At 74.9% G+C, this 25,785-nt stretch carries 24 protein-coding genes and 1 pseudogene; 8 read left to right on the top strand and 17 right to left on the bottom strand.

The genetic code is table 11. The annotated features are described in order from the left end of the window. Positions 1-103 precede the first annotated feature (103 nt). The 8 genes from AB0A94_RS21885 to AB0A94_RS21850 all read right to left on the bottom strand — a co-directional run bounded on the left by AB0A94_RS21885 (position 104) and on the right by AB0A94_RS21850 (position 6,877). Positions 104-1,000, bottom strand: coding sequence for a glycosyltransferase (locus AB0A94_RS21885; RefSeq protein ID WP_361746658.1), 897 nt, complete (start codon positions 998-1,000; stop codon positions 104-106). Then, positions 997-1,872: a glycosyltransferase gene (locus tag AB0A94_RS21880; RefSeq protein WP_361746656.1), complete on the bottom strand. Its 876-nt coding sequence runs from the start codon at positions 1,870-1,872 to the stop codon at positions 997-999. The genes AB0A94_RS21885 and AB0A94_RS21880 overlap by 4 nt, the downstream gene beginning before the upstream one ends. A gap of 196 nt (positions 1,873-2,068) precedes the next feature. Beyond that, positions 2,069-3,022: a glycosyltransferase family 9 protein gene (locus AB0A94_RS21875; protein WP_361746672.1), complete on the bottom strand. Its 954-nt coding sequence runs from the start codon at positions 3,020-3,022 to the stop codon at positions 2,069-2,071. A gap of 130 nt (positions 3,023-3,152) precedes the next feature. After that, complete coding sequence (locus AB0A94_RS21870; protein WP_361746674.1) at positions 3,153-3,344, bottom strand: hypothetical protein; 192 nt, start codon at positions 3,342-3,344, stop codon at positions 3,153-3,155. After that, positions 3,341-4,291 (bottom strand): glycosyltransferase, encoded by a 951-nt coding sequence (locus AB0A94_RS21865; RefSeq protein ID WP_361746654.1) that lies wholly within the window; start codon positions 4,289-4,291, stop codon positions 3,341-3,343. The genes AB0A94_RS21870 and AB0A94_RS21865 overlap by 4 nt, the downstream gene beginning before the upstream one ends. Next, positions 4,288-5,292, bottom strand: a complete 1,005-nt coding sequence (locus AB0A94_RS21860) for a glycosyltransferase family 9 protein (protein ID WP_361746652.1) — start codon at positions 5,290-5,292, stop codon at positions 4,288-4,290. The genes AB0A94_RS21865 and AB0A94_RS21860 overlap by 4 nt, the downstream gene beginning before the upstream one ends. Then, complete coding sequence (locus AB0A94_RS21855) at positions 5,289-5,873, bottom strand: HAD family hydrolase (RefSeq protein ID WP_361746650.1); 585 nt, start codon at positions 5,871-5,873, stop codon at positions 5,289-5,291. Before AB0A94_RS21855 ends, AB0A94_RS21860 begins: the two co-directional genes overlap by 4 nt. Then, positions 5,870-6,877, bottom strand: coding sequence for a glycosyltransferase (locus AB0A94_RS21850; protein WP_361746648.1), 1,008 nt, complete (start codon positions 6,875-6,877; stop codon positions 5,870-5,872). The genes AB0A94_RS21855 and AB0A94_RS21850 overlap by 4 nt, the downstream gene beginning before the upstream one ends. A 282-nt stretch (positions 6,878-7,159) precedes the next feature. On the opposite strand from AB0A94_RS21850, the gene AB0A94_RS21845 reads away from it, so the two are divergent. Continuing rightward, positions 7,160-7,936 carry a polysaccharide deacetylase family protein gene (locus AB0A94_RS21845; RefSeq protein ID WP_361746646.1) on the top strand — a complete coding sequence of 259 codons (777 nt, stop codon included), beginning with the start codon at positions 7,160-7,162 and terminating at the stop codon, positions 7,934-7,936. A 138-nt stretch (positions 7,937-8,074) separates the two neighbouring features. On the opposite strand, the pseudogene AB0A94_RS21840 reads toward AB0A94_RS21845, so the two are convergent. Beyond that, positions 8,075-8,281: pseudogene (locus tag AB0A94_RS21840) on the bottom strand (virginiamycin B lyase); the annotation flags it as partial. Positions 8,282-8,652: 371 nt separating this feature from the next. Here AB0A94_RS21840 and AB0A94_RS21835 point away from each other — a divergent pair. The 3 genes from AB0A94_RS21835 (at position 8,653) to AB0A94_RS21825 (ending at position 11,336) form a co-directional block, all read left to right on the top strand. Continuing rightward, complete coding sequence (locus tag AB0A94_RS21835) at positions 8,653-9,858, top strand: FAD-dependent oxidoreductase (protein WP_361746644.1); 1,206 nt, start codon at positions 8,653-8,655, stop codon at positions 9,856-9,858. After that, a complete protein-coding gene (locus AB0A94_RS21830) occupies positions 9,855-10,775 on the top strand; it encodes an RNA polymerase sigma-70 factor (RefSeq protein ID WP_361746642.1) in 921 nt (306 codons plus the stop codon). The genes AB0A94_RS21835 and AB0A94_RS21830 overlap by 4 nt, the downstream gene beginning before the upstream one ends. A 120-nt stretch (positions 10,776-10,895) precedes the next feature. After that, entirely contained in the window at positions 10,896-11,336 is a 441-nt protein-coding gene (locus AB0A94_RS21825; RefSeq protein ID WP_361746640.1) for an SRPBCC family protein, read from the top strand. A gap of 14 nt (positions 11,337-11,350) precedes the next feature. On the opposite strand, the gene AB0A94_RS21820 is transcribed toward AB0A94_RS21825, so the two are convergent. The 5 genes from AB0A94_RS21820 to AB0A94_RS21800 all read right to left on the bottom strand — a co-directional run bounded on the left by AB0A94_RS21820 (position 11,351) and on the right by AB0A94_RS21800 (position 18,137). After that, the gene (locus tag AB0A94_RS21820; protein ID WP_361746638.1) at positions 11,351-12,502 is read right to left on the bottom strand and encodes an XdhC/CoxI family protein; all 1,152 of its coding nucleotides are present in this window, start codon (positions 12,500-12,502) and stop codon (positions 11,351-11,353) included. A 50-nt stretch (positions 12,503-12,552) separates the two neighbouring features. Continuing rightward, positions 12,553-14,010: an NCS2 family permease gene (locus tag AB0A94_RS21815; protein ID WP_361746636.1), complete on the bottom strand. Its 1,458-nt coding sequence runs from the start codon at positions 14,008-14,010 to the stop codon at positions 12,553-12,555. Positions 14,011-14,287: 277 nt separating this feature from the next. Beyond that, entirely contained in the window at positions 14,288-16,672 is a 2,385-nt protein-coding gene (locus AB0A94_RS21810) for a molybdopterin cofactor-binding domain-containing protein (RefSeq protein WP_361746634.1), read from the bottom strand. 2 nt (positions 16,673-16,674) lie between these two features. After that, entirely contained in the window at positions 16,675-17,247 is a 573-nt protein-coding gene (locus AB0A94_RS21805; RefSeq protein WP_361746632.1) for a (2Fe-2S)-binding protein, read from the bottom strand. Then, positions 17,247-18,137 carry a xanthine dehydrogenase family protein subunit M gene (locus AB0A94_RS21800; RefSeq protein ID WP_361746630.1) on the bottom strand — a complete coding sequence of 297 codons (891 nt, stop codon included), beginning with the start codon at positions 18,135-18,137 and terminating at the stop codon, positions 17,247-17,249. Before AB0A94_RS21800 ends, AB0A94_RS21805 begins: the two co-directional genes overlap by 1 nt. 344 nt (positions 18,138-18,481) lie before the next feature. On the opposite strand from AB0A94_RS21800, the gene AB0A94_RS21795 reads away from it, so the two are divergent. Together AB0A94_RS21795 and AB0A94_RS21790 are read left to right on the top strand one after the other, a co-directional pair. Then, positions 18,482-20,155, top strand: coding sequence for a PucR family transcriptional regulator ligand-binding domain-containing protein (locus AB0A94_RS21795; RefSeq protein ID WP_361746628.1), 1,674 nt, complete (start codon positions 18,482-18,484; stop codon positions 20,153-20,155). Positions 20,156-20,313: 158 nt separating this feature from the next. Continuing rightward, positions 20,314-21,090 carry a hypothetical protein gene (locus AB0A94_RS21790; protein WP_361746626.1) on the top strand — a complete coding sequence of 259 codons (777 nt, stop codon included), beginning with the start codon at positions 20,314-20,316 and terminating at the stop codon, positions 21,088-21,090. A 191-nt stretch (positions 21,091-21,281) separates the two neighbouring features. On the opposite strand, the gene AB0A94_RS21785 is transcribed toward AB0A94_RS21790, so the two are convergent. Then, positions 21,282-22,109: a GntR family transcriptional regulator gene (locus AB0A94_RS21785; RefSeq protein WP_361746623.1), complete on the bottom strand. Its 828-nt coding sequence runs from the start codon at positions 22,107-22,109 to the stop codon at positions 21,282-21,284. A 167-nt stretch (positions 22,110-22,276) separates the two neighbouring features. On the opposite strand from AB0A94_RS21785, the gene AB0A94_RS21780 reads away from it, so the two are divergent. Beyond that, positions 22,277-23,137 carry a (2Fe-2S)-binding protein gene (locus AB0A94_RS21780; RefSeq protein ID WP_361746621.1) on the top strand — a complete coding sequence of 287 codons (861 nt, stop codon included), beginning with the start codon at positions 22,277-22,279 and terminating at the stop codon, positions 23,135-23,137. A 306-nt stretch (positions 23,138-23,443) separates the two neighbouring features. Further along, on the top strand, positions 23,444-24,487 hold the full coding sequence (locus tag AB0A94_RS21775; RefSeq protein ID WP_361746619.1) for a DUF2637 domain-containing protein: 1,044 nt from the start codon (positions 23,444-23,446) through the stop codon (positions 24,485-24,487). Between the two features lie 38 nt (positions 24,488-24,525). Here the strand turns inward: AB0A94_RS21775 and AB0A94_RS21770 are convergent, their stop codons facing one another. Both AB0A94_RS21770 and AB0A94_RS21765 read right to left on the bottom strand, forming a co-directional pair. Further along, positions 24,526-24,927, bottom strand: coding sequence for an ATP-binding protein (locus AB0A94_RS21770; protein WP_217128520.1), 402 nt, complete (start codon positions 24,925-24,927; stop codon positions 24,526-24,528). A 215-nt stretch (positions 24,928-25,142) separates the two neighbouring features. Further along, positions 25,143-25,763: a hypothetical protein gene (locus AB0A94_RS21765; RefSeq protein ID WP_361746617.1), complete on the bottom strand. Its 621-nt coding sequence runs from the start codon at positions 25,761-25,763 to the stop codon at positions 25,143-25,145. Positions 25,764-25,785: the final 22 nt, after the last annotated feature.

Below are 25,785 nucleotides of genomic sequence, written 5' to 3'. Positions count from 1 at the left end.
GGTCGACGACCGGGCCGAGCCCGCGATGCGCAACACCGATGTGCTGGAGGCCCTGGGCAACCTCTCCCCCGCCGAGGTCGAGGCGGACCCCCTGCGCGCGGGCTCAGCCGATGTAGCGGCGGGCCCTGGAGGCGCGCTGGGCGGGTTCCAGGAGGCGCAGGCGGGACTCGACCTCGTGGGGGAGGACCCGGCGTTCGCGCAGGACCCAGGGCAGGGCCGCGGCGGCCTCGGCGAAGGCGCGCAGGGAGGCGGTGTCGCGGGGGACGGTGCGGGCCAGGTACAGGGTGCGGCGCAGGGCGGGACGGGCCGGGCGGCGCAGCCAGGTGAACCACAGGGTGTTGCGGATGCCGTGCACCCGGCGCAGGGTGGCGTCCCGCGCGGCCGACGCCTGGTGGTGGACCGTCAGGTGATCGGCGTAGGTGAGCCACCAGCCGTCGGCCGCCAGGTCGGCGGCCAGCAGCTCCTCCTCGCCGCCGAGCCAGAGGCGCGGGTGGAAGCCGCCGGCGGTGCGGAACGCGTCAGCGCGCAGGACGGTCGCGGCGGCCAGGAAGGAGCCGAGGGCGGGACCGGGCAGCCAGGGCGGGCCGGGGAGGGGCGATTCGCGCAGTTCGCGGACGATCGGGTCGTCGGTGCCGTCCGGTTCGACGATGATCCGCGCCGTGACCGAGCCGAGCGCGGGGTGCCGGTCGAGCAGGTCGGCGGCGCCGGCGAGGGAGCCGGGCGACCACCAGGAGTCGTCGTCGCAGAAGGCGACGTACGGCGTGCGGACGTCCCGTACGGCGAGGTTGCGGCCGACGGCGCCGAGGTTGCGGCCGGGGCGCAGCAGGCGGACGTCCGGGTGGTGGCGGGCGACGGCTTCCGCGGTGCCGTCGGTGGAGCCGTTGTCGGTGACGATCACGGGGGGTCGCTCGGGGAGGGCGGCGAGTTCGCCGAGGGTGCGCAGCAGTTCGGGGCGCCGGTTGTGGGTGATGACGACGACGGTCGTGCGGGGGTCGGTCATGCGGGCGTCCTCTCCGGCTCCAGCAGGCGGGCGGCCCGTTCCACGTGCGGGGGCAGCGGCCTGCGCTCGCGCAGGGCCGCCGGGAGGCGGGTGAGGGTCTCCCGCAGGGCGCGCCGGGCCTGGTCGTCGCCGCGCGCCTCGGCCGCGAGGGCTCCGGTGCGGGCGAGGGCGTACGGGACGGGGCGGCGCAGCCAGGCGGTCAGGACCGCGTTGCGGCGCTGGAGCGCCGGGCGGCCGGGGCGGGCCGCGGGGGCCGGGTGGTGGTGGGCGACGACGTCGGGGCAGTGGGTGACGCCCCAGCCGCGCGCGGCCAGGTCGTAGGCGAGCAGGGTCTCCTCGCCGCCGAAGAACAGCAGCCGGTGGAAGCCGCCCGCGTCGAGATGGGCGTACCGGCGGACGACGGCACCGCAGGCGAGGAAGCCGAGCACCTGGGTGCCGGGCAGATCGGTGGCCGGGCCGAGGGGGGAGCCGGCGAGGACGTCGTTGAGCGGGTCGGGGTCCGCGGCCGGGCCGACGAGGGTGCGGGCGGCGAGCAGGCCGAGCCGGGGATGGGCGTCGAACAGCTCGGCCGCCCGGTCGAGGGCACCGGGCGCCCACCAGGAGTCGTCGTCGCTGAACGCCACGTACGGGGTGTCGAGGGCGCGGGCCCCGTGGTTGCGGGCGAGCGCGCCGTGGTTGACGGGCAGCGCCAGCACCCGCACCCCGGGGAAGTCCCGGGTGATCATGGCGCGGGTGCCGTCGGTGGAGGCGTTGTCGGCGACGAGGATCTCGGGCCGCTCGGGCAGGGAGCGCAGCTGCCGGAGGGTGACGGCGAGCCGCTCGCGGCGGTCGCGGGTGGCGATGACGACGCCGAGACGCGGGCGATGGGTCATGACGTGTACTCCCTTGCGCTGGCCGGCCGCGCACCGGGGGCGGTCCCCGGCCGCACCCGCCCCCGGTCCGCGGGCGGGGCGGCCCTCGCGCGGCCCCCTCCCGGAAGACGACCGCCGGCCGGCCGCCCCGCGGCCGCCGGGACGGGTCCCGGCAGCGCGCGGCCGGGCCGTCGGCGGTGGCCCGTGGGCGGGACGGTCATGGGGTGATCGCCCTTCCCTGGAGGCGGCCGCCGGGGAGCCGGCCGAGGGCGTGCAGGACCTCGTCGGGGGTGATCCGCAGGAGGGCCGGGTCGGGGTGGCGGCCGTGGGGGTCGCCCTCCGGACCGTGCCACAGGGGGATGTGGCGGGGGTGCGCGGGCGGACCCCACCGGGTGGGCGGGACCGGGCCGAAGAGGGTGACCGTCGCGGTGGCGTGGGCGACCGCCAGGTGGGCGATGCCGGTGTCGCCGCTGACGACGGCGCGGGCGCCGGCGACGAGCGCGGAGAGCCGGCCGAAGGGCAGGCCGCCGGCGAGGACGTCGGTGTCGGGCAGCCGGGCCTCCTTGGCGAGCCGCGCCACCAGGTCGTCCTCGTCCGCTCCCCCGGTGACCACCACCCGCAGCCCGCGCTCGCGCAGGACCCCCGCGACGGTCGCGTACCGCTCCACGGGCCAGCGGCGCGCGGGCGCTCCCGCGCCGGGGTGCAGGACGACGGCGCCGGGGGCGGGGGACGCGACGGCCGGCCGGGGCAGCAGCAGGTCGGTGGGGTCGGCGTCGAGGCCGTACCAGCGGAGCAGCCGGCACCAGCGGTCCCGTTCGTGTTCGTCCGCGTACCAGGGCGGGCCCTCGATCTCCGGTGTCCCGGGGTGCGCGAACGCGAGCAGTCGCAGGGGGCGCAGGTCCTGCAGCAGGCGGTGGCTGGGCGGCCCGTTGCCGTGCAGGTCCACGGCGACGTCCGGGGGCGGTCCGGTCCAGTCGAGGGCGCGGGGTACGGCCCGTCCGGGCGCGGAGGCGGGCAGCACCCGGTCGACCGCTCCCGTGGCCCCGGCGACCGGCGCGAGCCAGGCGGGCGCCGCCAGCACGAGTTCGTGCCCGGGGAACCCGCGCCGCAGCGCCCGCAGCGCGGGAACCCCGGCGAGCAGGTCACCGAGCCCGAGGGCGCGCAGCACCAGGAGCCGTGGCCGTGGACCGGCGGCCTCCCGTCGTGCGGACGGGGCCGGCGCCGCGTCGGCACCTCCGGGTGCCGGCCCGGATCCGCGCCCCGGCACCGGCCCGTGCTCCGCGGCCGTGGTCACCCGTCCTTCACCCGGCCCGGCCGTGACCGGGCCGCGCCCCGGCGGCCGGGCGGTGGCGCCGCGTCCCACGGACGGCACGGGGGCCGCGCCGGGCCGGCTCCTCGCCGGGCCGCGCCACGTACACGTTCCGGCCGGCGGCGTCGGCGCCGCCGGGCACGGCGAGCGGGCCCGCGTGCCCGGACACCACGGCGGTCCTCATCGGGTCACCTCCTTGAGCAGCCGCTCCCAGTCGTCCAGGAAGCGGGACAGCCCGTAACGGGCGAGCGCCGCCGCGCGGGCGCGCTCACCGGCGCGGCGGGCGTGCCGCGGGTCGGCGACGAAGTCCCGTACGGCGTCGGTCAGTACGTCGATCCGGTTGGACACCGCACCGGCGTCGGGCGGTACCGCCTCGGTGACCTCGGTGGTGGCGAGGGCGACGACGGGCATGCCCAGGTGCATCGCCTCCAGCAGGGACAGGCCGAGGGAGGTCCAGCGCACGGGGTGGACGTAGACCCGGCGGCGGGCCAGCGCCGCGTGCAGGTCCGCCTGGGTCAGCTCGTACGAGCGGCAGCGGTCGGCGGGCAGGCCGAGGTGGCCGGCGAGCCCGTCGGTCCTCATGCCGAAGACGTCGAGGGGCGCGGCGTCGGCGAAGGCCGGCAGCAGGTCGGTGCCGGTGGTGCGGCCGCGCCGCACCGGCTCGTTGACGACGACGGCGGCGTGCGGGAGTTCACCGGTCCACCGCGGTCCGGGGTCGACGATGCCGTGCTCGATGACGGTGGTCCCCGTGCTCCCGGCGTCCCACATCAGGCGGTTGAAGTGGGTGACGTGGACGAGGGTGACGCCGGGGATGTCCGCGGCGGGGTGGCGGGTGTCGGGCACGTCGCCGTGCGGGGCGTTGTGCTCGAGGTAGACCAGCGGCGGGCGGCGGCCCAGCCACCGGTCGACCAGGGCGAGTTCGTGCGGCCGTTGCAGGATCACGACGTCGACGTGCTCCTCGCGCAGGCGTTCCGGGGGCACCTCGACGACCGAGTCGGGCCAGTCGAAGGTGCGGGCGCGGCCCAGCCCGTCGGGGCCGCGGTCCGGAGTGACGGGGACGAGGCAGGTGTGCGGGCCCTGCACGAAGGCCGTGGTCCACGACCCGTGCACGTGCCACAGCAGGATCCTCATGTCACCTCCACGAGCTTGTCGACGGCGGCGACGACGTCGAGCGCGGTCACGGTGTCCAGGCAGGGATGCCCGGGTACGGGGCAGCGCCGGGCGCGGGTCCCGGCGCACGGCGCGTCCTGGTCGCCGAGCAGCACGTACGGCACCCCGTACGGCCGCCAGCGCTCGGCGGGGACGACCGGCGCGAACAGGGACACCACCGGGGTGCCGACGGCGGCGGCGAGATGGGCGGGACCGGTGTTGCCGGTGACCGCGCAGGCGGCCCCGGCGAGCACGCCGGCGAGTTCGGCGGCTCCGGTGCGGCCGCCGAGGTCGACGGCCCGGTCGCCCGCGACGTACGCGGTCAGGTCCCGCTCCCCCGCACCGCCGGTGACGACCACCCGGCGTCCGGCGGCGGTGAGTTCGCGCACCGCCTGCGCGCAGCGGTCGGGGCTCCAGGCGCGGGCGGGCACGCTGGCGCCCGGGTGGACGACGACGTACTCCCCGTCCCCGAAGCCGGTCAGCGCGCCGGTCGCGGGCGGCGGGAGCACCCGCAGCCGGCCGTCGTCGGCCCGGGGGAAACCGGCGGCCTCGGCGAGGTCGAGCGCGGCCTCCGCCTCGTGGGCGTGGGGGGCGCGGTGGTGGCGCACGTCGAGGAGGGAGCCGGGGTGGTCCTCGCTGTCGGCGGCGATGAAGCGGACGCCGGCCAGGCGCAGGATGAGGGCGGTGGGCAGCGGGGACTGGTGGAAGGAGGTGAGGATCAGCGCGCTGTCGGCGCCGGCGGCGCGGACCGCGTCGACGACGGCGTCGATCTCCGCCCGGCTGACCTCGGGCGGCTGGAACCCGGTCCACGGCGAGTCCCAGACGAGCACCTCGTCCACCCCGGGCAGCAGCCGCGCGGCGGGGGCCCCGTGCGGCCCGCACAGCAGGGTCACGGTGCCGGCCCGGGCGGCGACGGCCCGCACGGCGGGCCCGGCGAGCAGCACGTCGCCGAAGCTGTCGAGCCGGGTGACGAGGGCTTTCACACGGACCTCCCCCGCGGCGGGCGCCCGGCCCCGCGGGCGTCCGCGGCCGGCCGGTCCCAGGGTGGGTCGGTGAGGAGCAGGCGCACCGCAGCCGGCAGGTCCGGGGCCAGGTGGGGAGCGGCGGAGGTCTCCTCGGGGCGGGTCTGCGGCGTGGGGACGAGGATGGCGTGGGCGCCGGCGCGTCGCGCGGCCTCCACGTCGGCGCCGATGTCACCGACGACGACGCAGTCGGCCGGGTCCGTGCGGATGCGGCCGGCGGCCCGGAGGATCATGCCCGGCCGGGGTTTGCGGCAGGGGCAGCCGTCGTCGGGGCCGTGCGGGCACACGGCCCAGACGTCGAAGGGGCCGAGGAGTTCGTCGACGCGCCGGTTGACGCGGCGGGCGTCGGCCTCGGTGAGCAGTCCGCGCGCGATGCCGGACTGGTTGGTGACGACGCCGGTGCGGATGCCGCGGGCGCGGAGCGCGTCGAGCGCCTCGCGGGCGCCGTCGACGGGCCGTACCAGGTCGGGGTCGGCGTTGTAGGGGACGTCGTGGACCAGCGTGCCGTCGCGGTCGAACAGCACCGCTCTCACCGGGCTCATCGGACCACCTCCTGCCAGGCCGGGGCGTTGCGGTGGCGCCAGGCCCCGGCCAGCCGGTGCCAGGTGGCGGCGGGCGGGATGACGACGCTGGTGGCCAGCATGGTCGTCACCTCGTCGCGGGTGCGCGGCCCGGGCACGATGCGGGCGCGGGCGAACTCGGCGGTCCCGGCGGCCCAGCCGAGCGCGCAGGCGGTGGCCGCCCGGCGGTGCCCGGCGGCGGCGAGGGCGCAGGCGGCGGCACCGGCGGCGGTGATCGCGGCGTGCCGGCGGATCCGGCCGCGCGGCGCGACCGCCTTGTCCCACCAGTCGGGGCCGTGCAGGTGCCGCATCAGGGCGTCGTCGGCGTTGCCGCGCTGCTGCGTCACCGACGCCCAGCGGGAGGCGGGGCGCACCGGGTGCAGCGTGGTGCGGCGGCCCTTGCGGATGCGCCAGCCGGCGTCGAGCAGGCGCAGCGCGAGGTCGGCGTCCTCGCGGAAGGCGCGGGGGAAGCGTTCGTCGAAGCCGCCGACCTGCCGGAGGGCCTCGGTGCGGTAGGCCATGTCGGCGGTGATCCAGCGGGCCCGGGCGAGTCCGGCGGTGCCGCGTTCCCAGTCGGTGGGGCGGCGCCCGTCGGGCAGCGGCACGGTGATGACGCCCTGGACGCCGGCGGTGTCGGGGGTCGCCTCCGTCAGGTCGTGCACGAGCTGTGCGCACCAGTGCGGCCCCACCTGGACGTCGTCGTCGAGGAAGGCGACCCAGGGCGCGGTGACGGCCCGCAGTCCGGTGTTGCGTGCGGCGGCGGGCCCCCGGCCGCCGCCGGTGGCGACGGTGGTGGTGCGTGTCCGCAGGTCACCGAGGACGGTCAGCGCGTGGGCCAGCGCGTCGGGCGCGGGATCGGGGTCGGGCCGGTCGTCGACGAGGACGATCTCGTCGGGGCGCGGCCCGCGCGCCGCGGCCAGCGCGGCGAGGCAGTCGGCGAGGGTGTCCCGCAGCAGGGTGGGGATCACGACGGCGTACGACGTCATCCGGACGCCCTCTTCCGGGCCCTGGTACCGAGGATGCGCATCGGGGCTGTGCTCCGTCCCTCTGAGGCGTGGGGCTGCTACCGGGACGCGGGTGCCGCATTCGCGGTCGTATCAAACACTTGGACACAGCTTGCCCCATGTGCGCGGACCGGGCACTTTCCGCATCGGTCCAGGGAGCGACCGCCCGGCACGTGACGCCCCTCACACGGCGAGAACCACCCGAACGCGGGCACGCAAAACGGACTATACATACCGTGTATAGACGATAGGTACAGTCCGCCCATGCCTTCTCCGACCAAGAAGACGAAGAAAACGGGGACCTCGTTCCGGGCGGCGACGGTCATGGCCGCGGCCACGGTCCTGACGCTGGCCCTGAGCGGCTGCACGCGACTGGAGACGACCGCCCCCAGCACCGTCCGCGCCACCGACGTCCAGGCCCGCTTCGGCACCGTCGACTGCCGCAGGGCCAAGTGCATCGCGCTCACGTTCGACGCGGGTCCGAGCGAGCACTCCGCGCGGCTGCTGGACATCCTGAAGAAGGAGCAGGTCCCGGCGACCTTCTTCCTGCTGGGCAGGCGGCACATCGAGCGGTACCCGGAACTGGTCCGGCGGATGGCCGACGAGGGGCACGAGGTGGCCAACCACACCTGGACCCACCGCCGCCTGACGGAGCTGGAGCCGGACGAGATACGCGAGGAGCTCGAACGCACCGACGAGGAGATAGAACGCCTCACCGGCCGCCGTCCCACCCTCATGCGCCCGCCGCAGGGCCGCACCGACGACACCGTGCACGGCATCAGCCGCGAGCTGGGCCTGTCGGAGGTGCTGTGGAGCGTGACCGCGAAGGACTACACGACCACCGACTCCGACCTCATCACCCGCCGCGTCCTCGCCAAGGCCTCGCGCGACGGCATCATCCTGCTCCACGACCTCTACGACGGCACGGTCCCGGCCGTCCCCGGCATCATCGCCGAACTGAAGAAGCGGGGCTACGTGTTCGTGACGGTCCCCCAGCTGCTGGCGCCGGGGAAGGCGGAGCCGGGGGAGGTCTACCGGTAGCACCGGCGCCACCGGGGACCGGGCCGGGCGGGCGACCCGTACCCGGACGTGCCGACGGGCGGAGCGCGTGCCCCGGGCTTCCCCCGTGGCCGCCTTCGGCAGCCGCGGCAGCGGTGCGCCGGACTTCGCGTCCCGGGGCTACGGTTCCACCCTCGCGGCCCCTCCCGTCCCGAGGGCCACCCACGGAGCGCCGTCGGACCCCAGGGTGATTCCGTGCGGCTCGGACGACGGTGACGGCAGGCCGTACTCGGCGATCTCGCCGCTGCCGGTGACGCGGCCGACGCGGTTGGCCCCCCGTTCGGTGAACCAGCACTCCCCGGTGGAGGCGGCGACGGCGTGGGGGCGGCGTGACGATCGGACCGGGGACCGGACCCGGGAGCGGGAGCACGTCGCGCGTGCCACGCGCCCGGGTGGTGCTTCCGTCCGCCCCGCCGTCGTCGTCCACCGCGGCGGTCGAGCGCCACCTCACCGGTGCGGGCGTCGCGAAGTTCCCCGCCGCTCGACCGGAAATCCCTGCCGGCCTCTGCCCCGAGGGCCCCGAGGGGGCCGGCGGTCGTCGCGCCCGCCGGGTCGTGACGGCTTCGCGGACCCCTTCGCCGCCTTCCGGCGGACCCCCGATTCGACCTGTGTCGCGCATCACATCCGCCCCGTGTCACGTCCGGGCCGCCCGCTCCCATCTGGTGGGCGTCGACAAGCGAACCGAGGAGGACGGAACCATGAGCGCACGACAGGAGACCGGCACGGCGACCGCGCACCGCGTGGTGATCCTGGGGGCCGGGTACGCGGGCATGGCCGCAGCCGTGCAGCTCGCGGCCCGGGTGAAGCGGCGCGAAGGGGTGCGGGTGACCGTGGTGAACGCGCACGAGCGGTTCACCGAGCGCATGCGGCTGCACATGACGGCGACCGGGCAGCGGCTCGCCGGGCTGAGCGTCCCGGAGCTGCTGGAGGGCACGGGCGCACGGTTCGTGCGCGGCTGGGTGACGGCGGTGGACGCGGACGCGAGGACCGTGCGGATCGACGACGACCGGGTGCTGCCCTACGACACGCTGGTGTACGGGCTGGGCGGCGTCGCCGACACCTCGGCGGTGCCGGGGGCCGAGGACCACGCGTACACCCTGAGCAGCGTCCAGGACGCCGAGCTGCTGGCCGACCGGCTGGCACGGCTCGGCAGCGGCACGGTGGTGGTCGCGGGCAGCGGGCTGACCGGCGTCGAGTCGGCCGCGGAGATCGCCGAGCGGCACCCGGAGCTGAACGTCGTGCTGCTGGGCGGGCAGGAGCCCGGCGCGGCCATGAACCCGAAGGCCAAGGCGTATCTGCACGCCGCGCTCGACCGGTTGGGCGTCCAGGTGCGCTCCGGCGTCGAGGTGGTGAAGGTGCTGCCCGACGCGGTGGAACTGGCGGGCGGGGAGAGCGTCGCCGCCGACGCGGTCCTGTGGACGGGCGGCACGCGGGTGTCGCCGCTGGCGGCCGCCGCCGGGCTGACCGTGGACGAGCGCGGACGCGTCGTCACCGACGCCGCGCTGCGGTCGGTGTCCCACCCCGAGGTGTACGCGATCGGCGACGCGGCCGCGATCCGCCAGGGGTACGGCGTCATGCACGGCACCTGCCAGGGCGGCATGCCGACCGGGGTGCACGCCGCGCTGTCGATCGACCGGGTGCTCAGGGGCAGGCGGCCCAAGCCGTTCCGCTTCGGCTACTACCACACGCCGGTGAGCCTGGGACGCGGCGACGCCGTGGTGCAGTTCACTCGGCCCGACGACAGCCCGCGCCGGTTCTGCCTGACCGGCCGCACGGCCGTCCGGTACAAGGAGACGGTGACCGCCTCGCCCTGGCCGACGTACGGCCGCATGAAGAAGATGCCCGCCTCGGGCGCGTTCTGGCCCCGCGGGGGCCGCTTCACCCGGACCCGGGGGACCAAGTGACCGACCTGCCCGCCCACCCCGACCAGCAGGTCTTCCACGAGCACCGGCGGCTGTTGTTCTCCGTGGCCTACCGCCTCCTCGGCAGCGCCGCCGACGCCGAGGACGCGGTCCAGGACGCCTGGATCAAGTGGTCCGCCGCGGACCGCTCACAGGTGGCCGATCCCAAGGCGTACCTGACGCGGATCGTCTCGAACCTGGCGCTGGAACGGCTGCGTTCCGCCCGGCACAAGCGGGAGACCTACGTGGGGCCGTGGCTGCCGGAGCCCGTCCTCACCGGAGGGGACGCCTCCGAGGCCGTCACGGACGCCGAGTCGGTGTCGATGGCCATGCTGGTGGTGCTGGAGACGCTCAGCCCGCTGGAGCGCGCGGTGTTCGTGCTGAAGGAGGTCTTCGACTTCAGCCACGCCGAGATCGCCGAGGCGGTGGAGCGTTCCGAAGCCGCGGTGCGGCAGGCCGCGCACCGGGCCCGCGAACACGTGCGGGCCCGGCGGCCGCGCTTCGCCGCCGACCGGTCGCGGCAGCGCGAGGCCACCGAGCGGTTCTTCGCCGCCGCGACCGGCGGGGACGTCAACGCCCTGATGGAACTGCTCTCCCCGGACGTCACCCTGTGGACCGACGGCGGCGGCAAGGTCCGCCAGGCCCTGCGCCCGGTGGTGGGCGCGGCCACGGTGGCCTCCTGGTTCGCGGCCATCGGCACCGTCACCTACCAGGGCGTCGAGCCCGCCGACATGAAGGCCGAGCTCGTCGGGATCAACGGGGGGCCGGGCATCGTGTTCAGCGGGCCGGAACGCGTGATCGCCACCGTCACCTTCGACTTCGACGCCGACGGTCGCATCACCGCCCTCCACAACGTGGCCAACCCGGACAAACTCCGGGCCGTCGCCGACGGCACCTCCTACGACCTCGGAACACGGTGAGCGTCGTCACCGCGTGCTGCCGCCGGGCGCGCGCGGGCCGGTGCCACCGGGGACTGGGCCGGGCGGGTGACCCTTACCCGGACGTGCCGACGGGCCGGGGGGATTTCCTAGGATTCCCCCGTGGCCACCTTCCAGCTCCAGCGCACGGCGCCCCTCCCCCTCGACGAGGCCTGGCGCCGACTCACGACGTGGTCCCGCCACGGCGAGGCGGTCCCGCTGACCCGGATGACGGTGACCACTCCCCCGCCCGTCGGCGAGGGCACGAGGGTCGTCGCCCGCACGGGCCTCGGCCCGCTCTCCTTCGACGACCCGATGGACGTGACGGTGTGGCAGCCCCCGGAGGACGGCTCACCGGGGTACTGCCGTCTGGAGAAACGCGGCCGCGTCGTCACCGGCTGGGCGGAGATCGAGGTACGGCCGGGGCCGGGCGGCCGGGCGCGGGTGATCTGGCGGGAGGACGTCCGGGTCCGCTTCCTGCCCTCCTTCTGCGACGCGGTACTGGCGGGGGCGGGCCGCCGGCTGTTCGGGCGGGCGGTGAACCGGCTGCTGCGGCAGGCGTGACGGCTCCGGGGCGCTCAGGCCACCGACCCGGACCGGACCACCGGCCCGGACGCGCTGTCGTGGTGGATCGGGGTGTGGGCCCCGGTGAGGGGCACGCCGCTGCCGCCGCGCCGGCTCGCGACGATCTCCGCCGCGATGGACAGCGCCGTCTCCTCCGGTGTGCGGGCGCCCAGGTCCAGGCCGATCGGTGACCGCAGGCGGGCCAGCTCCGGTTCGGTCACGCCGACCTCGCGCAGCCGGGCGTCGCGGTCCAGGTGGGTGCGGCGGGAGCCCATGGCGCCGACGTACGCCACCGGCAGCCGCAGCGCCAGCCGCAGCAGCGGTACGTCGAACTTCGCGTCGTGGGTCAGGACGCACAGCACCGTGCGCGCGTCGACCGGCGTGCGCTCCAGGTACTCGTGCGGCCACTCGACGACGATCTCGTCGGCCTCGGGGAAGCGGGCCTGCGTGGCGAAGACGGGCCGCGCGTCGCACACCGTGACGTGGTGGCCGAGGAACTTGCCCACCCGGACCAGTGCCGACGCGAAGTCGATCGCACCGAAGACGATCATCCGGGGCGGGGGGACCGAGGACTCGACCAGCAGCGTGAGCGGTGCTCCGCAACGCGAGCCCTCCTCCCCGATCTCCAGGGTGCCGGTGCGGCCGGCGTCCAGGAAGGCGCCCGCCTCGGCGGCGACCGTGCGGTCCAGCTCCGGACGGTCGCCGAAGCCGCCCTCGTACGAACCATCCGGGCGGACCGTCAGCGCGCGGCCCGTCAGCTCCGCCGGTCCGCTCACGATCCGCGCCACCGCCACCGCCTCCCCCCGCGCGGCGGCGGCGAGCGCGGACGCGAGCGCCGGGCGGGCGGGATCCGCCGCCCGTACCGGTGTGACCAGGATGTCGATGGTCCCGCCGCAGGTCAGCCCTACGGCGAAGGCGTCCTCGTCGCTGTAGCCGAAGCGCTCCAGGACGGTGTCGCCGTCCCTCAGCGCCTGCTCGCACAGCGCGTACACCGCGCCCTCCACGCAACCGCCGGAGACCGAGCCGATCGCCGTGCCGTCGGCGTCCACCGCGAGCGCGGCTCCGGGCCGGCGGGGCGCGCTGCCGCCGACCGCCACCACGGTGGCCACCGCGAAGTCACGGCCCTGCCCGGCCCACCGGTCCAGCTCCTCGGCGATGTCCAGCATGTCTCGGTCTCCTCGACTGCGGTTGCGTGACAGGTGCCCGTGAACGGCGGCTAGCGCACGCCCAGCCAGCTCTCGATCGGGGTGAGGGCGAAATAAACGACGAAGACCAGCGTCAGGCCCCACATGAAGGCGCCGATCTCCCGCGCCTTGCCCTGGGCGGTCCTGACGGCGGTGTAGGAGATGACCCCTGCGGCCACACCCGCGGTGATCGAGTACGTGAACGGCATGATCACCACGGTCAGGAACACCGGGATCGCGGTGGCGCGGTCGGCCCAGTCGACATGGCGCGCGTTCGTCATCATCATCGCGCCGATCACCACCAGCGCGGCGGCGGCGACCTCGCCCGGCACGATCGCCGTCAGCGGGGTGAAGAACAGGCAGGCGGCGAAGAAGAGCCCGGTGACGACGGAGGACAGGCCGGTGCGGGCCCCCTCGCCGACGCCGGTCGCCGACTCGACAAACACCGTCTGGCCGGACGCCCCGGACACACCGCCGATCGCACCGCCGGCGCCGTCGATGAACAGCGCCCTGGACAGGCCCGGCATCCGGCCCTTGTCGTCGGCGAGCCTCGCCTCGGTGCCGACGCCGATGATCGTCGCCATCGCGTCGAAGAAGCCGGCGAGGACGAGCGTGAACACGATCACGCCGACCGTCATCGCGCCGGCCTCGCCCCAGCCGCCGAACTCGACGGCCCCGAAGGCCGAGAAGTCGGGCATCGAGACCGCACCGCCGTGCAGTTCGGGGGCGCCGCTCGCCCACTGCTCCGGGTCGACGACCCCGAACGCGTTGAGCGTGACGGCGAGTACGGTGCCGCCGACGATGCCGATCAGGATGGCGCCGGGGACGCCGCGCGCCTGGAGCATGAAGACGGCGAGGAGGGTGACGGCGAACAACAGGACCGGCCAGCCCGCCAGTTCGCCCGCCGGGCCGAGGGTGACCGGGGTCGCCTCGCCCCGGTGCACGAAGCCGGCCTTGTAGAAGCCGATCAGGGCGACGAACAGGCCGATGCCCATGGTGATCGCGTGCTTCAGCGCGAGCGGGATCGCGTTCATGATCATCTCGCGCAGGCCGGTGACCACGAGCAGCATGATGACCACGCCGTACATCACGCACATGCCCATGGCCTGCGGCCAGGTCATCACGGGCGCGACCTGCGAGGCGAGCACTCCGGAGACGGAGAGGCCGGCGGCGAGGGCGAGCGGCACCCTGCCGACGAGGCCCATCAGGAGCGTGGTGAGGGCGGCGGCGAAGGTGGTCGCCGTGATCAGGGCGGTGCGGCCGAGGGTGTTCCCGGCGGCGTCCTGGCCGGACAGGATCAGGGGGTTGAGGAGGAGGATGTACGCCATCGCCATGAAGGTGGTGACGCCGCCGCGCACTTCACGGGCGACGGTGGATCCTCTGCGGGTGATGTGGAAGTACCGGTCGAGCCAGGACCGGCCGGCGGGGACGCGGGTTCCCGCGCCCGCGTCCCCGGCGGTGGTCGCCGGCTTGAGTGGCTGCTGGGTCATGTGGGCCTGCTCCCAAGGTTCATAGGGGCACCCGGTCGCTGCCGCTCGGGGCAGGGCCGGGATTTGGGGAGGTGCACGACCCGGGGGACGGCCCGAGACGAACGAGGTGTACGGCGCCGGGGGTGACCGTGGGGTGGTGGTGACCGTGGGGTGGGGTCGCCTGCCCGGCGTCGGGGTGCCGCTGCGCCCACCCGTGCCGCCCCGGCGGCACGACTGCCCGCAGCGGCGGCGGGGTTGTTGCGCTGTGCCGCGCGATTGCCCGCAGCGGCGCAGGGGGTTACACGGTCCCGGTGAGGTGTTCCGGGCGGACCGGGGTTCTGTTCAGTTCCAGGCCCGTGGCGTCGCGGATCGCCGCCAGGACCGCCGGGGTCGAGGACAGGGTGGGGGCCTCGCCGACGCCTCGCAGGCCGTACGGGGCGTGGTCGTCGGCGAGTTCGAGTACGTCGACGGGGATGGTCGGGGTGTCGAGGATGGTGGGGATGAGGTAGTCCGTGAAGGAGGGGTTGCGGACCTTCGCGGTCTTCGGGTCGACGACGATCTCCTCCATGACCGCGACGCCCAGGCCCTGGGTGGTGCCGCCCTGGATCTGGCCGATCACGGACAGCGGGTTGAGCGCCTTGCCGACGTCCTGCGCACAGGCCAGCTCGACGACCTTCACCAGGCCGAGTTCGGTGTCGACCTCGACGACGGCGCGGTGCGCGGCGAAGGAGTACTGGACGTGGCCGTCGCCCTGCCCGGTGCGCAGGTCGAAGGGCTCGGTCGGCCGGTGCCGCCACTCCTCCTCGACCTCGACGGCCTCGTCGCCGAGGACGTCCACCAGGTCGGCGAGGACCTCGCCGCCGTCGGTGACGACCTTGCCGCCCTCCAGGAGGAGTTCGGCAGTCGCCCAGGCCGGGTGGTACGACCCGAACCTGCGCCGGCCGAGTTCCAGCACCTTCTCCCGGACCAGCTCGCAGGCGTTCTTGACCGCGCCGCCGGTGACGTACGTCTGCCGGGAGGCGGAGGTCGAACCCGCCGAGCCCACCCGCGTGTTCGCCGGGTGGATGGTCACCCGGGCGACGCCCAGCTCGGTGCGGGCGATCTGTGCGTGGACGGTGACGCCGCCCTGGCCGACCTCCGCCATCGCGGTGTGCACGGTGGCGACCGGCTCACCGCCGGCCACCTCCATGCGGACGCGGGCGGTGGAGTAGTCGTCGAAGCCCTCGGAGAAGCCGACGTTCTTGATGCCGACGGCGTAGCCGACCCCGCGGACGACGCCCTCGCCGTGGGTGGTGTTGGACAGGCCGCCCGGCAGCTGGCGCACGTCGGCGCCCTCGCTGGACTCCCACTGGCGCTCCGGGGGCATGGGCATCGCCTTGACCCGGCGCAGGAGTTCGGCGACCGGCGCCGGGGAGTCGACACGTTGCCCGGTGGGCATGAGGGCGCCCTGCTCCATGGCGTTGCGCTGCCTCAGCTCCACCGGGTCCATGCCGAGCCGGGCCGCCAGCTTGTCCATCTGCGCCTCGTACGCGAAGCACGCCTGGACCGCGCCGAAGCCGCGCATGGCGCCGCAGGGCGGGTTGTTGGTGTAGAGGGCGACGGCCTCGATGTCGACGTCGTCGACGACGTACGGGCCGATGCCGAGCGAGGAGGCGTTGCCGACCACGGCCGGGGAGGCGGAGGCGTACGCGCCGCCGTCGAGGACGATGCGGCACGCGACGTGGGTCAGCCTGCCGTCCGCGGTGGCGCCGTGCTCGTAGTGCAGCTTGGCCGGGTGGCGGTGGACGTGGCCGAAGAAGGACTCGAAGCGGTTGTAGACGATCTTGACGGGTTTGCCGGTGCGCAGGGCCAGCAGGCAGGCGTGGATCTGCATGGACAGGTCCTCGCGTCCGCCGAAGGCGCCGCCGACGCCGGCCAGCGTCATCCGCACCTTGTCCTCGGGCAGGCCGAGCACGGGCGCGATCTGGCGCAGGTCGGAGTGGAGCCACTGGGTGGCGATGTAGAGGTGGACGCCGCCGTCCTCCTCGGGGACCGCGAGGCCGGACTCGGGGCCGAGGAAGGCCTGGTCCTGCATGCCGAAGGTGTACTCGCCCTCGACGATCACGTCCGCGCGGCGCCGGGCCGCGGCCACGTCGCCGCGCACGATGGGCTGGCGGTGGACGATGTTGGGGTGCGGGACGTGACCGCTGTGGTGGTCGTCGCGGTTCTCGTGGACGAGGACCGCGTCGGGGGCGAGGGCGGAGGCCTCGTCGGTGATGACGGGGAGGTCGCGGTACTCGACCTTGATCTTCGCGGCGGCGCGGCGGGCGGTCTCCGGGTGGTCGGCGGCGACGGTCGCGACCGGTTCGCCGTGGTGGCGGACCTTGCCGTGGGCGAGGACGGGGGTGTCCTGGATCTCCAGGCCGTAGTTCCTCACGTCGGTCGGCAGGTCGTCGTACGTCAGCACGGCGTACACGCCGGGGGTGGCGAGGGCCTCACTGGTGTCGATCGACACGATCTCGGCGTGGGCAACGGTGGAGCGCAGGATGTGGCCCCACAACATGTCCTCGTGCCACATGTCGGAGGAGTACGCGAACTCGCCGGTGACCTTGAGGGTGCCGTCCGGGCGGAGGGTGGACTCGCCGATGCCGCCCCTGGTGCCCGAGCCCTGCGTGATCGTGGTGGGAATCCCGTTCGTCGGCATGCTCAGACCCCCTCGGACCGGCGGGCGGCGGCCAGGCGGACCGCGTCCATGATCTTCTCGTAGCCGGTGCAGCGGCACAGGTTGCCCGACAGGGCCTCGCGGATGTCCGCGTCGGTCGGATCGGGGTTGCGCTCCAGCATCTCGTCGGCGGCGACCAGCAGACCCGGGGTGCAGAAGCCGCACTGGACGGCGCCGGCGTCGATGAACGCCTGCTGGACCGGGGAGAGTTCGGTGCCCTCGCCGGTCTGCGAGTCGGTGCCCCGGGCCTGCCACCCCTGGGCCTCGTCCAGTGAGGTGCCGCGGGCGCCGGTGCCGCGGGCGCGCTGCCTGGCGAAGTCCGCCAGGCCCTCCACGGTGACGACCTCGCGGCCCTGGACCTGACCGGCGGCGACGAGACAGGAGCACACGGGCACGCCGTCGAGCCGTACGGTGCACGATCCGCACTCGCCCTGCTCGCAGGCGTTCTTGGAACCCGGCAGGCCCAGCCGCTCGCGCAGCACGTACAGCAGGGACTCGCCCTCCCAGACGTCGTCGGCCTCCTGGGGGCGTCCGTTGACGGTGAAGTCGATGCGCATTACGCGGCTCCCTCCGTGGTGCGGCGGGTGCCGCGGTACGACTCCCAGGTCCAGGTCAGGGTGCGGCGGGCCATGACACCGACCGCGTGCCGGCGGTAGCCCGCGGTGCCGCGCACGTCGTCGATCGGGTTGCAGGAGGCGGCGCACAGGTCGGCGAACCGCTTCGCGACGGACGGGGTGATGACCTTCCCGTTGTCCCAGAAGCCGCCCTCCTCCAGCGCCGCGTTCAGGAACTCCTCGGCGGCCCGCGCCCGGACGGGCGTCGGGGCGGCCGAGCCGATGCCCGTGCGCACCGTCCGCGTCCCGGGGTGCAGGGCGAGCCCGAAGGCGCACACGGCGATGACCATGGCGTTGCGGGTGCCGACCTTGGAGTACTGCTGCGGTCCTTCGGCCTTCTTGATGTGGACGGCGCGGATCAGCTCGTCGGGCGCCAGCGCGTTGCGCTTCACTCCCGTGTAGAACGCGTCGATGGGGATGCGCCGCGAGCCGCGCACCGACTCGGCCTCGACCTCGGCTCCGGCGGCGAGCAGCGCCGGGTGGGCGTCGCCGGCCGGTGAGGCGGTGCCGAGGTTGCCGCCGACGCCGCCGCGGTTGCGGATCTGCGGGGAGGCGACCGTGTGGGAGGCGAGGGCGAGGCCCGGCAGCTCGGCGCGCAGGTGCTCCATGATCCGCGCGTACGGGACGGAGGCACCGAGCCGTACGCTGTCCTCGCCGACCTCCCACTCGTACAGGTCGCCGACGCGGTTCAGGTCCATGAGGTACTCGGGCCGGCGGTGGTCGAAGTTGATCTCGACCATCACGTCGGTGCCGCCCGCGATCGGCACAGCGGCGGGGTGCTCGGCCTTCGCGGCGAGCGCCTCCTCCCAGCTGGCGGGGCGAAGGAAGTCCATGACCGGCTCTCTTCTTCGTCTCGTGGGGCGTACGGATCGAGCCAATCCGTGTGCGGCGGGCCCGGCTCGTCCCTGTGCGGTTCACTCGGAGTGCGGCCAGTACACCGCCGTGCCGTCCACGGGGGTCAGTCACGGAAACCATGAAGGAGTTGGCTGGCCAGCGAGGGCATCTTGTAGATTCGTATGAACGGAGGTCCTCTGTAGCCTCCCCACCTTCCTCCGGAAACAGGGGCCACGGTCCAGGACACGGCCGACACCGCTGATCAGCCACCCGACGGGCCCTCTCCGGAAGATCCCTCCACGGTCCATCGCAGGTATCGAGACAAGAAACGACGGAGACGAGAATGCGGCTGCGCGCACTGCTGGACACCGACGCGCTGGGCCTGAGGCTGCTCGGTGGCGAGGACGAGCTGGAGCGCGGGGTGCGCGGGGTGATGACCACCGACCTGAGAGACCCCAGCCGCTACCTCTCCGGCGGGGAACTGGTGCTCACGGGCCTGGCCTGGCGCCGGGACGCGGCGGACTCCGAGCCGTTCGTACGGATCCTGGCGCAGGCCGGGGTGGCCGCCGTCGCGGCCGGTACGGCGGAGCTGGGCGACGTGCCGGACGACCTGGTCGTGGCCTGCGCGCGGCACCGGCTGCCGTTGTTCGCGGTGCACGAGTCGGTGGCCTTCGCGACCATCACCGAGCACGTCGTGCGGCAGGTCTCCGGCGAGCGCGCCGGTGACCTGGCGGCCGTGGTGGACCGGCACCGGCGGATGATGACCTCCGGTCCGGCGGGCGGCGGCCCGGAGGTCGTGCTCGACCTGCTGGGCTCGGACCTGGACCTGCGGGCGTGGGTGCTCTCGCCCACGGGCCGGCTGATCGCGGGGTCGAGGGCGGCGGGTCCGTCACTGCCCGCCGGCGTGTGCGCGCGGCTGGCCGCGGAGCAGCTGGCGGCCTCCCGCACCGGCCGGCGCGGCCCGCACCGGGTCACGCAGGGCCAGACGACGTACAGCCTCTTCCCGGTGCGCGGCAGCGGGCGTTCCGCGCCCGCGCCGCACGACGTGCGCGAGACGGTGCTGTCGGACTGGGTGCTGGCGGTCGAGGCGGACGCCGGGGACTGGGCCGAGGAGCGGCTGGACCTGCTGCACGGCGTCACCCAGCTGATCGCCGTCGAACGGGACCGCAGGGACGCGGCGCGCACGGTGCGGCGCAGGCTCGCGCAGGAGGTGCTGGAGCTGGTGCAGACGGGCGCCGCACCCGCCGAGATCGCGGCACGGCTGCGGGTGGCCGCGCCGGTGCTGCTGCCCGGGCTCGGGGCCGCGCCGCACTGGCAGGTCGTGGTGGCCCGCGTCGACTGGGACGGCGGGGAGGTCGACGGCGGGCCGGTGGCCCGGGCGCTGCTGGAGGAGATCCTGGTCGACCCTGGGTCCACGGGACCCGAGCACTCCGACCGCATCGCGGTGGCCCACACCGGCGACGAGGCGGTCGCCCTCGTACCGCTGCCCGCGGTGACCGGCGAGCACGACGGTCCCGGCACCGGCATCCTCGCCGACGCGCTCCTCGCGTCCGTGCGCGACCCGCTCACGGCCGGGCTCGACGGCGACGGCCGGCTCACCCTCGGCGTCTCCGCCGCCGTGCACTCGGCGGAGGGGCTGCGCGGGGCGCTGGAGGAGGCACGGCACGCCCGGCGCGTGGCCGCGGCCCGTCAGGGCCGGGTCTGCGCGGCCGGCCACCAGGAGCTCGCCTCGCACGTCCTGCTGCTCCCCTTCGTCCCCGACGACGTACGGCGCGCCTTCACGGCCCGGCTGCTCGACCCGCTGCGGGACTACGACCGCCGGCACCGCGCCGAGCTGATCCCCACCCTGGAGGCGTTCCTCGACTGCGACGGCTCCTGGACCCGCTGCGCGTCCCGTCTCCACCTGCACGTCAACACGCTGCGCTACCGCGTCGGCCGCATCGAGCAGCTGACGGGCCGTGACCTGTCCCGGCTGGAGGACAAGCTGGACTTCTTCCTCGCGCTGCGGATGAACTGAACCCGTCCGGACGCGGGCGCGCGATTCGGGCGCGCGATGCGCGTCCGCGATCCAGGACTTTGTGAAATCCTTCACCCACCCTCTTGGCCGGGCCGGGTGGTTCGTGCTGAGATGCGGCCACCACTCAACAGCTCGATGGCGTGCTCGGGGAGGGCAACGTGGCGCATACCGCCATGTCCGGTGACGGAACGACCGCCGATGACGATCCCCTCCAGACGGCGGTGTGGCGGCTGCGCTCCCGCGCCTGCTGGGCCGACGCCGCCGCCCTGCTCGAACCGGCCGGCCCGGACGCGGCGCTGCAGCGGGCGTCGCTGCTGGTGGAGCGGTGCCTGTACACCGAGGCGGGGTGGGAGGAGGCCGAGGACGCGCTGCGCACGGCCGAGGCGTCGGCGCACAGCGACGACGAGCGGGGGGCCGCCGCTTGTGAACGCGGGTACCTGGCCTACGCCGCCACGCTGTTCCAGGTCCGCGACCGTGCCGACGAGGCGCGGGCCGCGCTCGGCCGGGCGGCGGCGCTGATCGCCCCGGGCGCGGCGGGGCGGGCCCTGCTGGACTTCCGGCGCGGACTGATCGCCGAGAACCTCACCCGGTCGCCGCAGGCGGCGCGGGCCGCGTACCGGCGCGCCCACGCGGGCGCCACCGCGCACGCCGACCCGCTGCTGCTCTCGGCCACCTGGCGCCACCTGGCCGGACTCGCCCTGCGCGACGGCGAGTTGGCGGAGGCCCGGCACGGCTTCGCCGAATCCCTGCGCATCCGCGAGGAGTTGGGCTACCTCGTTGGCACGGCCCCGGCCCTGGTCTCCCTGGCCGACACGGAGACCGAACCGGAGGCCTCCCGCCTCCGCGAGGAGGCCCGCCGCCTCCTCCGCCTCCTGGGCGGCGTTCCTACGTGGCTCGCCCGCCAGCTGGCGCCGCCGGGGGCCGCGATGGCGTAGGGATGCCGCCCCGCCGCCCCTTCCCGTCCCGGGGCTCCGCCCCGGACCCCGCTCCTCGAACGCCGGAGGGGCTGGAGGCCAGCCCGTCCGGCGTTCGAGGACGAGGCCCGTTCAGGGCCGAAGCGGGGTCCGGGGGCGCAGCACCCGGGGACGGGACGGGAAGGGGCGGCGGGGCGAAAAACCCGGCACCCTCACACCGTCCCGTTGAAGTGCTCCCCCACCAGCGACCGCACCACATCCACATCGCCCGCGATCAACGCGTCCAGCAGCGCCGTGTGCTCATGGGCGTCGGCCACCAGCTCCGCCCGCCCGCGCCCGCCGGGGGCACCCCCCACCAGCGGCCACTGCGCCCGCCGGTGAAGGTCCTCGGCGATACGGACCAGCTGCTCGTTGCCCGCGAGCGCGAGCACCGCCCGGTGGAAGACCCGATCGGCCTCCGCGTACGTGGCCCGGCACCCGGCCGACGCCGCCCGGACCGTGGCCTCCGCGAGCGGCCGCAGCTCGGCCCACCGCTCGGCGGGCACCGTCCGCGCCAGCCGCATCATCACCGGAACCTCGATCAGCGCCCGGATCTCGGCGAGCTCGGCCAGTTCCCGCGCGCCCCGCTCGACGACCCGGAACCCCCGGTTGGGCACGACCTCCACCGCGCCCTCCAGCGTGAGCTGCTGCATGGCCTCCCGCACGGGCGTGGCGGAGACACCGAACCGCTCCGCCAGCACGGGCGCGGAGTACACCTCGCCGGGCCGCAGGTCACCCGTCACCAGCGCGGTGCGCAGGGCGTCGAGGACCTGTCCGCGCACGGAGGACCGCTGGACGGCGGGCCGGGGGAGAGCGGGCTCGCCGTGCGTGTGCTCACCGCGCACGCCACCGCCGTCGGCACAGCCCGGCCGGTCGCGCCGGTCGCGCTCCCGGTCGGCGTCCGGCCCCGCCGGCTGCGCGGGCACCCGGAACCGGCCCGTGGCGGCCGGGCCGGTCACCGCGTCCCCCGTCGCTGCGGAGCCCTGCGTGCCCTGCTTCACAAGGTCCTCCTGCGGACGTTTCGGTACTTGAGGTCATTACGGCGGGTTGTCACCTGTCCGTCAAGCACGATAAACGCACGGAGGCGCCGGTTCACATCGTCACGATGTTCGGTAAGGTGAGCCTTACCTTTATTGCCCTGCTCCTCGAGACGTGAAGGGGTGGCCCCATGCCGGTGCCCGGTTCGGCCGTCGCGGACGCGTACGCCCGCCTGGCGGAGGCGCTGCCCGCCCTGGGCGTCACCGAACTCGGCACCGGCGAGGCGGCGCCCCGGGGCGGCGGCTGGGTCGCGGCGGCGGGGCTCGCCGAGGGCGGGACCGAGCTGGAGCGGTTCCTCGCCTGGGACGACACCCAGGTGCTGCGGGACTACGGGCAGCGGGGCCGTCCGGACGTGATCGCCGGCTTCGGTCTGCACCGCTACGCCTGGCCCGCCTGCCTGCTGATCACCGTGCCGTGGTTCCTGCACCGTCGCGTGCCGCGCTACCCCGTGACGCACGTCTCGTACGACCGCACCGCGGCCGGCCTCGCCCTGGGCCGCATGGCCGTACGGCCCGACGGCTTCGCCTGCCTGCCCGGCGACCCCGCCGCCGCGCTGCCCGGCGCCCGGGTGGTACCCGACGAGGAGGCGCTGCGGGCGGAGGTGCGCGAGGCGGTCGCCCAGCACCTCGGACCCGTGCTGACCGGTTTCGGCCCCCGGATGCGGCGCCGCGGCCGGGCCCTGTGGGGCATGGCGACCGACGAGATCGTCGAGAGCCTGCGGTACGTCTCCCAGCTGCTCGGCGAGGAGGAGCGGGGGCTGCGGGAGCTGGAGCTGCTGCTGCCGGGCGCGACCGAGCCGTACGTCGGCGCGGCGGCCTTCCGCCGGCCGGCCGGGCCCGACGGGGAGCCGGCGCCCGTCACCCGGGACCGGGTCAGCTGCTGCATGTTCTACACACTGCGCCCCGCGGACATCTGCGCCACCTGCCCGCGCGCCTGTGCCGGCGGGCGGACGGCCGAGCGGGTCACCGCGTCGGTCGCGCGGGCCTGCTGACACCACGTCGGACAGCGGCACCCCCGTCCGGCGCGTAAGATCATCCGTTGAGCACGCCGCAGAGGTCACAGGAGCTTCACGATTCCCCTACCCCTCGCGGGAACTTTCCGCGGAACCACCCGTACGGGTAATCTTATTCGAACTCAACTCCCGCCCCTCATGCGGCAGTTCGAGCAGAACGCCGCCCTGGGCATCCCCCTCGCACTTCCTTGGCGGCCTCTTGCCCCGAAACCCCCTGAGGGCCGCTGGGATTGGGCCACTATGGCGGGCGTTACACGCCCTATCCCAATGCAAGGGACCCCTTAGATGAGACTGACCGACATATCGCTGAACTGGCTGCTTCCGGGCGTCGTGCTGCTCCTGGGCATGCTGACGGCGGTGGCGGTGCTGGCGCGCGGGAAGCGCTCCTCGGTCAAGAGCACGAGCGCGGACGACTCGTGGGAGCGCAGCGAGGAGCGCCGCAGGCGCAAGGAGGCCCTGTACGGCACCGTCTCCTACGTTCTCCTGTTCTGCTGTGCGGCGGTGGCCGCCGCGCTCTCCTTCCACGGCCTGGTCGGCTTCGGCGAGCAGAACCTCGGCCTGTCCGGCGGCTGGCAGTACCTCGTCCCCTTCGGTCTGGACGGCGCGGCGATGTTCTGCTCGGTGCTCGCCGTGCGCGAGGCCAGCCACGGTGACGCGGCCCTCGGCTCGCGGATACTCGTGTGGACGTTCGCCTTCGCCGCGGCCTGGTTCAACTGGGTGCACGCTCCCCGGGGCATCGGACACGACGGCGCCCCGCACTTCTTCGCGGGCATGTCCCTGTCGGCGGCGGTCCTGTTCGACCGCGCGCTGAAGCAGACCCGCCGGGCCGCCCTGCGCGAACAGGGCCTGGTGCCGCGCCCGTTGCCGCAGATCCGTATCGTCCGCTGGCTGCGCGCCCCCCGGGAGACCTACGGGGCCTGGTCGCTGATGCTGCTGGAGGGCGTGCGCAGCCTCGACGAGGCGGTCGAGGAAGTGCGCGAGGACAAGGCCCGCAAGAACGAGGCGAAGCAGCGCCGGCGGGACCAGCAGCGCGTGGAGCGGGCCCGGCTGAAGGCGATCAGCCGCGGCCACCGCGGTTTCGTGGGCCGTGGCGGTGGACGCGAGCTGGAGGCCCCCACGGTGGAGCGCGACTCCGACCTGGTCTCCGCGGAGCCTGCCATATCGGCGTCGGAGTCCCTGCCCGTCCGCGCGCGTCCCTCCCTGCAGCCGGTACGCACCGGCGCTGACCCGAAGACCGTCGACCTCACCGCCGAGGACGACACCCAGGCCCTGCCGCGCCTGGACTCCCTGGAGCGCAAGCTCAAGGACCTGGAGCAGCAGTTCGGCTGACGGCCCCGTCGCGGCCTGAAGGGTGCGGTCCGCACCCTTCAGGCCGCGTCCGCGCCGAGTTCGAACCAGACGGACTTGCCCACCCGGTGCTTCCTGACGCCCCATCCGTCGGCGAGGGACTCGACCAGCACCAAACCCCTTCCGTGCGTGCCGTCGTCGGTGCTCGGTGCCCGCGGCCGGGGTTCCCGGTCCACGAAGTCCCGTACCTCGACCCGCAGTCCACGGGGCCCCACCGTGGCCGTCAGGACCGCCTCGTGGTCGGTGTGGACGAGCGCGTTGGTGACGAGTTCGCTGGTGAGCAGTTCCGCGACCGCGGAGCGCTCCGGTGTCCCCCAGTGCCTGAGCAGTTCCCGCAGTGCCCTGCGGGACTCGGGCACCGCCCGCAGATCCGCCCGGCCCAGTGTGCGCCTCAGCCGATCCGCCGAAGCCTGACTCTTCATGACCCCCGCCCGCGTGCCGATGTCGATTCCCCCTGTGCTCGAACACCTTCACGGGAATCCTTGCCCGGTCACCCACACGCCAGTCATGCCGGGCGGTCACGAACGGTAGTTGGCCGAAGTGCGATGGCCACGCACCTGCGCGGGGCCGTCCTCCCGACCCCCGTGGCGAGAGGACGACCCCGGCTTCCCATGGTGGTCGTGGCGGCCGTGCGGCCTCAGTACAGCTTGTCGACGGCCTTCGTCGTCGTCTTCCTGAACGCGCCCACCGGGGCGTCACCGAAGTCGCCCAGCTGCCCCCAGCCGACGACGGTCACGGTCTTCCCGTCGCGTCCGACGGACAGCAGATGGACGTCCGTGGCGCCCCAGGAGGTCTCGGTGTGCAGCCCGTGCACCCGCGCGCCCTCCTCGACCGGCAGCGAGCCGTAGTACCGGCCCTCGGCCTCGACGTCCGGGGAGGACCGCTCGATCCGGTCGGCGCAGGTACGGATCTCCTCGTCCAGCAGGGCGGCCAGCGCCTTGCCCTTGGCGGCGGAACCCGTGACGACGGTGACCTGTGCGGCACCGGTGTCCAGGTCGGTGTGGAAGACGCGGTGCCGGTAGTCGTACGCGGGCACGCCCTCGCCCAGGCAGTAGGCGAGTTCCGACGGGAAGCCGTCGGTGACCGGGCCCGCCGTCCAGGCGGACGACGGGTGCGGGGGGAGCTCGGAGGCCGCGAGGAACGCGGGCGGGGCCGCCTTCCGCGGCGCGGCGCCGGCCGGCGCGGTGAGTGCCGTACCGACGGCGAGGGCGGCGACGGTGAGCGCCGTGAGGGCGGTGGCGCGGGTGCGCATGGGCATGGGTGTCCCCCGTGAGGTGTGC

Source organism: Streptomyces sp. NPDC044984 (assembly GCF_040646935.1).
In the GTDB taxonomy this organism is placed as follows: Bacteria; Actinomycetota; Actinomycetes; order Streptomycetales; family Streptomycetaceae; genus Streptomyces.
Note: the sequence above shows the minus strand (reverse complement) of the source record. Positions and strands in the feature narration are given on the sequence as shown.